This is a genomic window from Kitasatospora sp. NPDC032757, assembly GCF_055579305.1.
Map to the genome: position 1 here is coordinate 21,941 of NZ_JBVINN010000010.1, position 11,737 is coordinate 33,677.

Annotated in this window: 11 protein-coding genes; 4 read left to right on the top strand and 7 right to left on the bottom strand. The window is 74.0% G+C overall.

Annotation, left to right across the window (positions count from 1 at the left end; genetic code table 11):
* Positions 1-313: 313 nt before the first annotated feature.
* The 3 genes from ACZ5WK_RS14675 to ACZ5WK_RS14685 form a co-directional block, all read right to left on the bottom strand.
* Positions 314-580 carry a hypothetical protein gene (locus ACZ5WK_RS14675; protein WP_396322011.1) on the bottom strand — a complete coding sequence of 89 codons (267 nt, stop codon included), beginning with the start codon at positions 578-580 and terminating at the stop codon, positions 314-316.
* Between the two features lie 149 nt (positions 581-729).
* Entirely contained in the window at positions 730-996 is a 267-nt protein-coding gene (locus ACZ5WK_RS14680; protein ID WP_396322012.1) for a UBP-type zinc finger domain-containing protein, read from the bottom strand.
* Positions 997-1,068: 72 nt separating this feature from the next.
* A complete protein-coding gene (locus ACZ5WK_RS14685; RefSeq protein ID WP_465547702.1) occupies positions 1,069-1,941 on the bottom strand; it encodes a helix-turn-helix transcriptional regulator in 873 nt (290 codons plus the stop codon).
* 167 nt (positions 1,942-2,108) lie between these two features.
* On the opposite strand from ACZ5WK_RS14685, the gene ACZ5WK_RS14690 reads away from it, so the two are divergent.
* Both ACZ5WK_RS14690 and ACZ5WK_RS14695 read left to right on the top strand, forming a co-directional pair.
* Positions 2,109-2,870 carry an SDR family oxidoreductase gene (locus ACZ5WK_RS14690; RefSeq protein ID WP_396322014.1) on the top strand — a complete coding sequence of 254 codons (762 nt, stop codon included), beginning with the start codon at positions 2,109-2,111 and terminating at the stop codon, positions 2,868-2,870.
* 60 nt (positions 2,871-2,930) lie between these two features.
* Positions 2,931-5,606: a lysylphosphatidylglycerol synthase domain-containing protein gene (locus ACZ5WK_RS14695; protein ID WP_465547703.1), complete on the top strand. Its 2,676-nt coding sequence runs from the start codon at positions 2,931-2,933 to the stop codon at positions 5,604-5,606.
* A gap of 55 nt (positions 5,607-5,661) precedes the next feature.
* Here ACZ5WK_RS14695 and ACZ5WK_RS14700 read toward each other — a convergent pair whose 3' ends face one another.
* Positions 5,662-5,856, bottom strand: a complete 195-nt coding sequence (locus ACZ5WK_RS14700) for a hypothetical protein (RefSeq protein WP_396322016.1) — start codon at positions 5,854-5,856, stop codon at positions 5,662-5,664.
* Positions 5,857-6,207: 351 nt separating this feature from the next.
* On the opposite strand from ACZ5WK_RS14700, the gene ACZ5WK_RS14705 reads away from it, so the two are divergent.
* Positions 6,208-6,849, top strand: a complete 642-nt coding sequence (locus ACZ5WK_RS14705) for a class I SAM-dependent methyltransferase (protein WP_465547704.1) — start codon at positions 6,208-6,210, stop codon at positions 6,847-6,849.
* Entirely contained in the window at positions 6,846-7,421 is a 576-nt protein-coding gene (locus ACZ5WK_RS14710) for a TrmH family RNA methyltransferase (RefSeq protein WP_465547705.1), read from the top strand. Before ACZ5WK_RS14705 ends, ACZ5WK_RS14710 begins: the two co-directional genes overlap by 4 nt.
* Positions 7,422-7,483: 62 nt before the next feature.
* On the opposite strand, the gene ACZ5WK_RS14715 is transcribed toward ACZ5WK_RS14710, so the two are convergent.
* From ACZ5WK_RS14715 to ACZ5WK_RS14725, 3 genes are all read right to left on the bottom strand, one after another.
* Complete coding sequence (locus tag ACZ5WK_RS14715; RefSeq protein ID WP_465547706.1) at positions 7,484-8,542, bottom strand: MDR family NADP-dependent oxidoreductase; 1,059 nt, start codon at positions 8,540-8,542, stop codon at positions 7,484-7,486.
* Positions 8,539-10,248, bottom strand: a complete 1,710-nt coding sequence (locus ACZ5WK_RS14720) for a phytoene desaturase family protein (RefSeq protein ID WP_465547809.1) — start codon at positions 10,246-10,248, stop codon at positions 8,539-8,541. The genes ACZ5WK_RS14715 and ACZ5WK_RS14720 overlap by 4 nt, the downstream gene beginning before the upstream one ends.
* A gap of 176 nt (positions 10,249-10,424) precedes the next feature.
* Positions 10,425-11,615 (bottom strand): cytochrome P450, encoded by a 1,191-nt coding sequence (locus ACZ5WK_RS14725; protein ID WP_465547707.1) that lies wholly within the window; start codon positions 11,613-11,615, stop codon positions 10,425-10,427.
* Between the last annotated feature and the right edge of the window lie 122 nt (positions 11,616-11,737).

Genomic DNA, 11,737 nt, shown 5'->3' on the forward strand with positions numbered 1-11,737 from the left:
TCTGTTGGAGTGCGGCGCGGCGGCCATCCGGGACGGCCCCCCAGACGCCCCGGAGCCGACCCCGAGTGATCCCGGGGCCGGCGCCCGGGCAGCCGTCGGGGGGGGGGGCCCGTGCTCGGCCCCCGCCCCCGACGGCTGCGTCCCGCCCGGTGCGCGGAGTGGTCCAGCGCGCGCGGTGGTTGTCCGCGCGGGGTGCTTCGGCACGCACGATGGCCCGGTGTGCAGTCGTTCACTGCGGGCGGTGGCTCACCGCGCGCGGTGGTCCAGTGCGTGCGGTGGTCCAGCGCGCACGGTGAATCAGGCGTGCGGTGGTTCAGTGCGCGGAGTGCTTCTCCGCACCGCGGTGGCGGTGGCCCTTCAGTTCGGAGTGCATCGCCGGGGCGGAGTGCATCGCCGCCACCTCGGCGTCACGGCCGCCGTGCCGGAAGGCGGAGCCGGCCCCGGCGCTGGCCGCGGGTGGCGCGTTGGTGCGCAGCCGTGGTGGCAGCGACTTGGGGCTCATCGCCATGCCCCGGCGCTCCAGCAGCTCCTGGGTGCCCCGGCGGAGCTTGTGGGTGCTGCTCGGCATCGACTTGGTCATCGTCGGCCTCCCTTCGGCGGCCACCGGCCGAACGAGCGTCGGCCGGGAGGACCGCACGGGCGTTATGTCCGGATTTTAGCCGCCCTACACCTCGGCCGCCCTGCCACCTCGCCCGTTCCGGAACCTCCGGGGTACGCCCCAGGACGCCCTCAGCCCATGACCTCGTGGACGAAGCACCAGCGCCAGTCCTCCCCCGGCTCGTACGAGCGGATCACCGGGTGGGAGCTGTTGTGGAAGTGCGCGGTGGCGTGCCGCTGCGGCGAGAAGTCGCAGCAGCCGATGTGGCCGCAGTCCAGGCAGACCCGCAGGTGGACCCAGTCCCGGCGCCCCTGGGCCAGGCAGTCGGCGCAGCCGTCCGCCGGCGGGAGGGGTTCGATGTCCCGGGGTGCCGCGGTGAGGTCTTCGCAGGCGCTCATGCACGCAGGGTAGTGACGGCCGCCCCGGCCCACCGCCCAAGACACGCCCCGCAGGTCGGACACGCCCCCGGGTCAGTCCGCGGCGGCCGGGGCGTCCTGCGCCGGGGCTCCCCCGGCCGGGGCGTCCTGCGCCGTCCAGCTCCCCAGCAGGGCCAGCTTCTGCGCGGTCGGAGAGCCGGGCGGAGCGGTGTAGACGACGAGCAGCTGGTCGGGGGAGCCGTTGACGGCCAGCGTCTCGTAGCCGAAGTCGAGTTCACCGACCAGCCGATGGCGGATCAGCTTGACGCCGTGGGTCTTCTGCTTCACCTGGTGGTCCGCCCACAGCCGCCGGAAGTCCTCGCTGCGCACCGACAGTTCGCCCACCAGCGCGGCCAGCCGGGCGTCCTGCGGGTACCGGCCGGCGTCCAGCCGCAGGTAGGCGACGGTCTCGGCCGCCACCGCCTCCCACTGCGGGTAGAACTCCCGGGCGGCCGGGTCGAGGAAGGTGTGGCGGGCCGCGTTGGCCTCGCCGGACGAGCGTGCGGAGAAACCGTTCACGGCGTCGCCGAGGTCGTTCCAGGCCAGCACGTCCATGCGGCGGCCGAGCACGAAGGCCGGTACCCCGGGCATCAGGTCCAGCAGCAGCCGGGTGCCCTCCCGCACCTGCCGACGGCCCCGCGGCGCGGCGGCCGGCCGGGCCGGACGGGCCAGCGACCGCAGGTACGCGGCCTCCACCTCGTCCAGCCCCAGCACCCGCGCCACCGCGTCCAGCACGGCGTCCGAGGCGCTGCCGCCGCGGCCCTGCTCCAGCCGGACGTAGTAGTCGACGCTGACCCCGGCGAGTTGGGCCACCTCCTCGCGGCGCAGCCCCTGCACCCGGCGGCGGCCGTGCGAGGGCAGACCCACCTCCTCGGGCCGGATCCGGGCACGGCGCGAGCGGAGGAAGTCCCCGACGGTGTTCTCCATGCCCGGCAGCGTAGACCGGGAGGGCCGCCGTGAGGGTGGTACTGGCTTTCCCAGGTTGCGCTGTCCCAGGAAGGGCTTTCCCGGGTGCGGCGCAGCCCTGGGTGACCGGCCGCGGTGCGCGCAGAGTTGCTCCCGTCAGCCCCGACGGAACCACTCAGGAGCACCCGATGAGCTACCCCGCCCTCGCCACCCGCACCGCCGTCGTCACCGGAGCCGCCAGCGGCATGGGCGAGGCCACCGCCCGCCTGCTCGCCACCGGCGGCGCCCGGGTCGCGCTGCTGGCCCGCCGCACCGAGCGGCTGGACGCGCTGGCCGCCGAGATCACCGCCGCCGGCGGCCGGGCGATCGCCGTCACCACCGACATCACCGACCAGGCCTCGGTGGACGCCGCCGCCAAGGCCGTGCACGACGCGTACGGCCCGGTCGACCTGGTGGTCAACAACGCCGGCGTGATGCTGCCCAACCCCCTCGCCGACGGCCGGATCGACGAGTGGACCCGCATGATCGACACCAACCTCACCGGCGCGCTGCGGATCGTCCGCGCCTTCACGGCCGACCTCACCGCGGCCGCCGCCGAGGGCCGGACCGCCGACCTGGTCAACGTCTCCTCGATCGCCTCCCACGTCGTCTTCCCCGACTACGCCGTCTACGGCGCCACCAAGGCCGCACTCACCCAGCTCTCCGCCGCGCTCCGCAGCGAGCTGGGCCCGCGCGACGTCCGGGTCAGCGCGATCGAGCCCGGGCTGACCGACACCGAGCTGGGCGGGCACATCGACAACCCGGTGCTGCGCGAGCAGCTCGGCGGGATGTTCGCCGCGATCCCCGCGCTGACCTCCGACGACATCGCCGACCTGATCGGCTACACCGTCACCCGCCCCCGGCACGTCAACCTGCGCCACCTGGTCGCCCTGCCGACCCGGCAGGCCTGACGAGGGCCGTCCGCCCGGTTCCCCGGCGGGCCCGGACGGCGCCGTGGGAGCATGCCAACCGTGGCGGTTGTAACGGGGGGAACGGACAGCGACACCGGCGGTGCCCGGGCGGGCGGCATACCGGGGCAGGCAGGCCCCGGCGCTCCGCCGGACATACCGGACACCCATCCCCCCGCGGATGCCTCCGGCCCGGACACCCGCGCCCCCGGCATCTCCCACCCCGGGGGCACCGGCCCGGCGGGCACCGGATCGTCCGGCACCGGCCCGGCGGGCACCGGCCGGATCCGCCAGCCGGTCGCGCTGATCCGGCTCCTCGTCGGCCTCACCGCCTTCGCCCTCACCCTGCTGCTCTCCGAGTACGCCCGCGCCACGACCAGCGGCATCGCCTCCGACGTCGCCCAGGCCGTCCTGCTGGTGCCGGTCCCGCTCCCCGCGATCGCCGGAGGGCTCTCCACCGCCGCCCTGCTGCTCGTCCCGGCGTACTCGGCGGTCCGCCGGCTCCTGATCCCGGCGACCGACCGCAGGCGCACCCTCCAGCACCTCTGCGACGGACTGCTCGCCGCCGTCCTCGCCTACGGGATCTCGCTGGCCCTGGACCTGTTGATCGACGGCGCCGCCCCGCGCTCACTGCTGACCGCCCTCACCCTGCCGCTGCCCGTCGACGGCCTCGCCCACTCCGGGCCCGTCTACAGCTACGCGGCCCACACCGAACCGGTCTACGGCTACCTCGCCCCGGTCCTCGCCTTCCTCACCGCTTCCGGAGCCCGCGAACTCAGGGGCCCCCGGGTCCTCCTCGCCGTCTCCGGCCTCGCCGGACTGGCCGCCGGGTACGCCACCCCGACCGCGGTGCTGCTCGGCCTGCTGATCGGCTGGACCACCGCCCACGGCACCCGCTACGCCGTCGGCACCCCCGACCCCCGGCCCCGGCCCGCCGAGCTCCTGCGCAGCCTGCGCGGGGCGGGGCTGCGCCCGGTCAGCGCCGGCCCGGCCGGCCCCGACCGCTACCTGGTCCGCCAGGAGGCCGGCCGCCCCGACCTCGACGTCCAGCTGCTCGACCGCCAGGCCGTCACCGCCGCCCTGGTCCAGCGCGTCTGGCGCCGGCTGCGGCTGCGCACCGCCCCGCACCCGCGGGCCCTGCGCTCGCTGCGCACCGGGCTGGAGCACGAGGCCCTGGTCTCGTACGCGGCCGTCGCCGCCGGCGTCCGGACCCGCCGGATCGCCGTCACCGTCGAACTCGGCCGCGACACCGCCCTGGTCGCCTACGAGTACCTGCCCGGCCGCACCCTGGACCGGCTCGCCGACGACGAACTGACCGACGCGCTGCTCACCGACGCCTGGACCCAGCTCTCGCTGCTCCAGCGCCGCGAGATCTCGCACCGCGCACTCGTCCCCTCCTCACTGCTGGTGGACGAGACCGGCGCGGTGCACCTGGTCGACCTCGCGGACGGTGACATCGCGGCGAGCGAACTCGTCCTGCAGTGCGACATCGCCCAGCTGCTCACCACCCTCGCCCTGCGCACCGGCGCCGAGCGGGCCGTGCGCAGCGCGGTGGCCGTCCTCGGCCCGGACGCCGTCGGCGCGGCCCTGCCGCTGCTCCAGCCCATCGCGCTCGCCCGCACCACCCGCAGCGCCCTCAAACGCGACGCGGCCGCCCGGCGCGCCACCGCCGGCCCGGCCGGTCCCGGGGCCGCGGCGACCCGGCCCGCCGCTCCCCCGCCACCGCCCGTCGAGCTGCTGGACGCCATCCGCGCCGAGGTCCTCCGGACCCGGCCGCAGGCGCCGGCGCGGGCGGTCAAGCTGGAGCGGTTGCGCCCCCGCACCCTGCTGGCCGTGTGCGGCGGCGTGGCAGCCGGGTGGCTGCTGCTGCCCCAGCTGTTCGCGAGCGAGCAGAACCCCGTGGCCACCATCGCCGACGCCGACCCGCTCTGGCTGGTGCTCGCCCTGCTGGCCGCGACGGCCAGCCACTTCACGGCGGCGATGGGCTTCGTCGGCTTCGTCCCCGAGCGGCTCGACTTCCGCCACGCCGTCCTCGCCCAGGTCGCCGGCGCCTTCGTGAAGCTGGTCTCGCCCGGCGGCGTCGGCGGGGTGGCCCTGAACACCCGGTTCCTCCAGCGGGCCGGCCTCCCGACCGCCCAGGCGCTGTCCAGCGTGGGCGTGGGCCAGCTCTTCGGCCTGGTGCTGCACCTGTTGCAGCTGGGTGCCTTCGTCTACCTGCTGGGCATGGAGCCCGGCGGCTCCGAGCTGGACGCGCTGCCGGCCGTGGTCAGCGGCCTGGCCGGCGCAGTGGTGCTGCTGGCCGGGGTCTCCGCCGTGCCGGCGGCCCGGCGGTGGCTGACCGCCCGGCTGCGGCCGCTGACCTCCGAGGTGCTGCCCCGGCTGCTGGAGCTGCTGCGCAGCCCCCGGCGGCTGGCCGTGGGCATCGCCGGGCAGCTGCTGGTCTCGCTCTGCCTGGTGGCGTGCCTGTACTGCTGCGCCCGGGCGGTCGGCCGGGAGCCGGCCTTCGCCTCGGTGGCGGTGGTCTTCCTGATCGGCAACGCGGTCGGCAACGCGGCGCCGACCCCGGGCGGGGCCGGCGCCGTGGACAGCGCACTGGTGACGCTGATGGAGCACACCGCGTCGATGGAGGAGGGCGGCGCACTGGCCGCGGTCGCGCTCTTCCGCCTGCTGACCCTCGTCCTGCCGGTGCTGCCGGGCTGGGCGGCGTTCGCCTGGCTCCAGCGGCGCGGCGCACTCTAGGCGCCCGCCCCCGGCACGCACTCACCCCCGGTTCGTGCCCACCCCCGGCACGTCCCTACTCCCGGTACTCGTCCTCGTCGAGCTGGACGATCCGGCTCTGTTCCGCGACGTCGGCGACCTCGGTGGCCGGGTCGGCGCCGAGGGCGCGGCGCTCGGCCAGCTCGTCGTACTCGTCGCCCTCCTCGGCCTCGTCGTCCGGCTCCACCACCTCGGCGACCTCGTCCAGGTAGTCCTCGTGATTCTGCGGCATGGCATCCGTCCTCGCTGCTGGGAGGCTCCCACGGGCCCGCCCCGGGTACTCGAAGTATCCGTCCGCGGCCGCCCGGGCGCGATGCGCCACCCGCCGCCCGGCGTGTTGCCGGGTCCCCCGCGACGGCACGGACGGCGCGGGCTGCCCGGACGGCACGGACCACACGGACCACACGGACCACACGGACCACACGGACCGCACGGACCGCACGGACGACACGGTCCCGGCAGCACGGCCCCTTCTCCCGCGCTGCCGGGGCCCGGGCCGCCGGGGGTACGATCAGTCGCGTACCAGCAGGGCTTACCCACACCCACCCGGTGGCCCCGAAGCCTTACGAACGACGGGGAAATCATGTCCGGCTCGCACTACTTCACCGGTGCACCCGAGGTCGCCAGCGAGCGCCGTCCGATCACGGTCACCCTGCCGGACCTCACCCTGGAACTGACCACCGACGCCGGGGTGTTCTCCCGCAACCGGCTGGATCCGGGCACCCGGGTCCTGCTGGAGCACGCCCCGCCGCCGCGGGTCCGCGGCCCGATCCTGGACGTCGGCTGCGGCTACGGCCCGATCACCCTGACCTGGGCGAGCCGGCGCAAGCGGCTGCCGGTCTGGGGCGTGGACGTGAACACCCGCGCGCTGGAGCTGGTCCGGCTGAACGCGGAGTCGCTCGGGCTGGGCAATGTGCAGGCGTCGCTGCCGGAGGACGTCCCCGAGGACCTGCGGTTCGCGGCGATCTACTCCAACCCGCCGATCCGGATCGGCAAGGCCGCCCTGCGCCGGCTGCTGCACCAGTGGCTCGGCCGGCTGACCCCGGACGGCTCGGCGTTCCTGGTGGTGCAGAAGAACCTGGGCTCGGACTCGCTGCAGAAGTGGCTGAACGACCAGGGCTACCCGACCGGCCGGGTCACCTCGGTCAGCGGGTTCCGGATTCTGGAAGCGCGGCCCCGCCCCGAGGGTGCGGGCCCCGAGAGTGGACGAGGTACGACGTCGTGAAGCAGCTCCGCGGGACCGAACTGAAGCGGCTGCACCGCCAGTGGCGGCGCAGCAACGAGTTCCGGCTCGCGCTGATCCTGGAGAACCTCCAGTCGCCGTTCAACGTCGGCTCGGTGGTCCGGACCGCCGCCGCGATGGGCGCCGAGAAGCTGTACCTGACCGGCGACACCCCGTCGGTGCGGTCGTCCGGCGCGCAGAAGGCCGCGATGGGCACCGACAAGTACCTCAAGGTGGAGCACTTCCCCACCGTGGCCGAGGCGGTCGCCTCCGCCAAGGCGGACGGCTTCAAGGTGGTCGGCCTGGAGCTGGCGGACGAGGCGGTGCCGATGTTCGCCGCCGAGCTGACCCCGGCGGTCGCCTTCGTGCTGGGCCACGAGGACCGCGGGATCACCCCCGACGCGCTGGCCCTCTGCGACCAGGTGGTCTTCGTCCCGCAGCTGGGCCGGGTCGGCTCGCTGAACGTCTCCGCCGCCGCGACGGTGGCCTGCTACGAGGCGCGCCGCCAGGGGTACGCGATCAGCGGCACCCCGGACGGCAGCGACGCGGGCGGCCTGGACCTCGACGACGAGTGACCCTCCGGGGTGCGTGACCCCCGGGGCGGGAGGTGCCGACCGGCCCCTCCCGCCTGCCGGGCTCAGACCTCGACCAGCACCTTGCCCCGGTTGGCCTCGCGGTCCACGTAGAGGCTGCGGTAGGCCTGCGGGATCGCGTCGAAGCCCTTGTGCACGGTCTGGTGGTAGCGGATCTCGCCGCGCCGGACCAGCCCGCCGAGGTCCGCGTGCATCGCCGCCAGCTCCGGCTCGTTGAACCACTCCTGGGCGAAGATCCCGCGGATCGTGGTGCGCGGGAACATGATGTACGGCAGCAGCCGGGGCCCGGTCAGCTCGCCGTTCACCGTGGTCGCCCACTGCCAGCAGACGGCGACCTGGCTGTTCACGTTGAGCATGGTGAACACCGCGTCGGTGACCGTCCCGCCGAGGTTGTCGAAGTAGCGGTCGATGCCGTCGGGGGCGGCGAACAGCAGCGCCTCGCGGACCGTCTCGGCGTCGTCGGCCTGGTCGTACAGCACCACCTCGTCGAAGCCGAGCTCCTTGAGGTACGCGGCCTTGCCCGGCGAGGCCGTGGTGCCGACCACCCGCCCGGCGCCCGCGCGCCTGGCCAGCTGGCCGACCAGGGTGCCGATCGAGCCGGACGCACCGCTGATCACCACGGTGTCGCCGGGGCGCACGGTCATGAACTTGGTGAGCGTGCCCCAGGCCGTCATCCCGGGCGCTCCCATGATGCCGAGCCCCGTGGAGACGGGCAGCTCCTCGTCGTACCAGGCCGGGTCGAGCCGCCGGTAGGCCGGGAAGACCATCGGGAACACGCCGGTCTTCCACACCTCCTCGGCGCCGTTGTGGACGACGTGGCTGCGCCAGCCGCCGAAGCCCTGGACGAGGTCCCCGACCCGGAACGCCGCCTCCGGCCCGGCCTCCAGCACCTCCATGATCGAGTCGCCGCCCATGTGGTCGCCGATCGGCGTCTCCAGCGCGAGGCCGCTCTGGTACGGGTCGACCGACACGTACCTCGTCCGGAAGAGCATCTCGTCCGGACGGAGGCCGATCTCGACGTCCTCGACCACCTTCCGGTAGATCCGGTTGACGTCCGGCACCCCTTCGAGGTGCTCGCTGACCACCCATTTCTCGATCTTCATGCCAGGGCCCCTGTCGATACGGTGCTGGTGGACGGGATCTCCTCGGCCGGTCCGGCCTGTTCTTGCGGCGGCCGGCCGACCGGGAGGATCAGATGGGTGGGCGGCGGCGCGCTCAGGTCGATGTCGGCGGTGAACTCCACGCCGTCGTCGCGGCAGACGAACTGCATGACGTGCCGGCCGGCGGCGGCCGCCCGGATCAGGCCGCCGATGGTGGCCCAGACGCCGGAGAGGTAGAAGTTCCCCAGCCCGGGCAGCACCGGGCCGTTCTTCTTGATCTCCTGCTCGACGGTCTCGCTGCCCTCCACGAACGGGTTCCAGCCCGGGAAGGTGCCGTCGTAGACGCCCGTGTAGCGGACCTGGGTGAGCGGGGTGGAGACGTCGGCGACGGCGACCGCGTCCTTGAAGCCGGGGAACCGCTCGTCCAGGAAGGAGACGATGCCGTTGCGCACCCTCCGCTTGGCCGCCATGTACTCCCGGCCGTGCTTCACGGGCAGGGTGTGCAGCTCCTCGCCGCGCCGCACCCGGGAGGACTGCTCCGGGCCCTCGCGCAGCTCCCGCCAGGGGCCGATGTCGGAGAAGTAGGTGGCGAACACCACGGTGGACTCCCGGGGCGCCAGCTCCGGGTAGTGCCGGGTGCGGAACTGCACGTTCATGCTGGGGCAGCGGATGCCGGTCAGCCCGGCCGTCTCCCGCTCGCCCAGCAGGTAGGTGGTGCAGGGCTCCCCCTCCGGGAAGGGCCGGCGCAGCCCGAGGAAGAGGGAGACGTACCCGGGCGACAGCTGGCCCGGCTCGTCGATCAGCGAGGTGTAGAGCCTGCGGTAGGTGTCGTTCAGGTAGCGGCCCTTGAGCAGCTTCATCACGGTCGTGTGGCCGTCGGCGGCGGAGACCACGATGTCGGCCCGGTACTCCCGGCCGTCGCTGAGCCGCACGCCCACCGCCCGGTCGTCCTCGACCAGGATCTCCTCGACCTTGGCGTTGTAGGTGATCTCGCCGCCGAGCTTCCGGTACCGCTGCTCGACCGACCGGGCCAGGGCGAGCGAGCCGCCCTCCGGCACCCCGGCGGCGTGGTTGGCGTGCGAGGCGAGCTGGAAGTAGAACGGCAGCACCGGGAAGGCCGGGTGCTTCTCGTAGAGGATGAAGTTGAACGCCTCCCGCAGCAGCGGCTCCCGGAACCGCTGCGAGTAGTCCGTCATCAGCACGGTGATCGACTTGCGGATGGTGGTGAAGTACGGGAGGAACGAGGCCAGCATCCGCCAGCGCTCGACCCGGCCCATCAGGCCGACCGGCTTGAGGAACGGGTAGACGGCCAGCGCCTTGCGGAAGGTCCGGATGCCGTTGCAGAACTCCCGGATCGGGGCCGCGTCGGCCGGGGAGATGCCCAGCAGATGGGCCTCCAGCCGGTCCGGGTCGGAGTAGAAGTAGACCGCCCGGCCGTCCCGGCCGCGGACGACGTTGAACGCGTCGAAGTGCCGCATCTCCTTGCCTTGGAGGGCGCCGAGCTCCAGCCAGATCTGGTACATCTCGTTGCCCGGGCCGTTGCCGAGCAACCAGCTGATGCACCAGTCGAAGGTGAAGTCGCTGCGGTCCCAGCCGGTGCAGGAGCCGCCGGGGATCTCGTGCATCTCGAAGATCTGGGTGCCGTACCCGTTCATCCTGGCGTAGCAGCCGGTGGAGAGGCCGCCGAGGCCGCCGCCGATGATGATCATCGACTCCCGGCGTCCTGTCGCTGTGTCCCGTGCCAATTCCCTGGCCTTCCTCGTCGCTCCTGGCATTTCCTGACGCTCCGTCATTGCGTCACCGCCTCGCCGCGTCACCGCCCCGCCGCCCCGCCGCGTCACCTCGCCACCGGGTCGCCGCGTCACCACGTCACCGGGTCGCCGCGTCACCACGTCACCGGGAGCGCCTGCAGGCCGTTGACCATGGCGTCCGCCTTCCAGCGCAGTTCGCCCTCGGGAACGGCCAGCCGCACGCCGGGCAGCCGGTGCAGCACCGTCTCGATGGCCACCTGGAGCTCCAGCCGGGCCAGGTGCGCGCCGATGCAGTAGTGGACGCCGTGGCCGAAGCCGATGTGCGGGTTGCCCGGGCGGTCCAGCACCAGGCGCTCCGGCTCCGCGAAGACCTCCGGGTCGCGGTTGGCGGCGGCGGTGGCGATCATCACCGCGTCGCCGGCCCGGATGGTCACCCCGCCCAGCTGGACGTCGGCCGTGGCGTACCGGGGCAGACTGAAGCCGGTGAGCAGCGGGACGTACCTCATCAGCTCCTCGACGGCCTTCGGGATCAGCTCCGGCCGCTCCTGAAGGCAGCGCAACTCCTCCGGGTTGACCAGGAGTTGGTAGAAGAAGTTGCCGATCTGGTTGGTGGTGGAGACGAAGCCGGCGATCAGGAGGTCGCAGGCGATCGAGAGCAGCTCCTCCTCGGTGATCAGGCCCTGCTCGCGGCAGGCCCGGACGAGGACGGTCAGCAGGTCCTCGCCCGGCTCGCGGCCACGAAGGTCCAGCACCCCGGCCATGTACTCGATGAACGCCTGCCCCTCGACGGCGAGCACCTCGCCGGGGGCGACGGCGGAGAGCACCGTCTCGGCCCAGTGCCAGAGCATCCGGTGATCCTCGGCGGGGATGCCGAGAACCTCGCAGATGATGGTGGTGGGCATCGGGACGGCGAAGTCCTCGACCAGGTCGGCCGGCCGGCCGGCGGCGACCATGGCGTCCACCAGCTCCCCGGCCAGCTCGCCGGCCCGGGCGCGCAGGCGCTCGACCCGGCGGGCGCTGAACTCCCGTGCCACCAGCGAGCGCAGCCGGGTGTGCTCGGGCGGCTCGGTGGAGAAGAGGCCGGCGCCGGTGCGGGCGACCGGGCGCATCCGGGGCTGGTCGCGGCCCATCGCCTCGGCGAGGCTGAAGCGCGGGTCGGCGAGCACCGCGCGCACGTCCTCGAAGCGGGTGACCAGCCAGGCGCCGTCGCCGTACGGCAGCCGGATCCGGGCCAGCGACCGGCCGCGCAACTCGGCGTACCTCGGGTGGAGTTCGAGCCCGAGCGGTTCGAAGGGGTAGGCCAGCGGCCGGTGCTGCCGGAGCATGAGGCGGTCCGTCTCTCGTGGGGGGCTGCTGGGGGCCGGCAGGCGGGTGCCGGCGGTCTCGGAGCCCGCGGCTCCGGGGCTCACGTCTTCGGGGCTCAGGACTCCGGGGCGCAGGGCCTCGG

Coding starts and splice junctions, on each gene's coding strand:
- ACZ5WK_RS14675 (WP_396322011.1), bottom strand. CDS start 580: ATGACCAAGTCGATGCCGAGCAGCACCCACAAGCTCCGCCGGGGCACC.
- ACZ5WK_RS14680 (WP_396322012.1), bottom strand. CDS start 996: ATGAGCGCCTGCGAAGACCTCACCGCGGCACCCCGGGACATCGAACCC.
- ACZ5WK_RS14685 (WP_465547702.1), bottom strand. CDS start 1,941: ATGGAGAACACCGTCGGGGACTTCCTCCGCTCGCGCCGTGCCCGGATC.
- ACZ5WK_RS14690 (WP_396322014.1), top strand. CDS start 2,109: ATGAGCTACCCCGCCCTCGCCACCCGCACCGCCGTCGTCACCGGAGCC.
- ACZ5WK_RS14700 (WP_396322016.1), bottom strand. CDS start 5,856: ATGCCGCAGAATCACGAGGACTACCTGGACGAGGTCGCCGAGGTGGTG.
- ACZ5WK_RS14705 (WP_465547704.1), top strand. CDS start 6,208: ATGTCCGGCTCGCACTACTTCACCGGTGCACCCGAGGTCGCCAGCGAG.
- ACZ5WK_RS14715 (WP_465547706.1), bottom strand. CDS start 8,542: ATGAAGATCGAGAAATGGGTGGTCAGCGAGCACCTCGAAGGGGTGCCG.
- ACZ5WK_RS14720 (WP_465547809.1), bottom strand. CDS start 10,248: ATGATCATCATCGGCGGCGGCCTCGGCGGCCTCTCCACCGGCTGCTAC.
- ACZ5WK_RS14725 (WP_465547707.1), bottom strand. CDS start 11,615: ATGCTCCGGCAGCACCGGCCGCTGGCCTACCCCTTCGAACCGCTCGGG.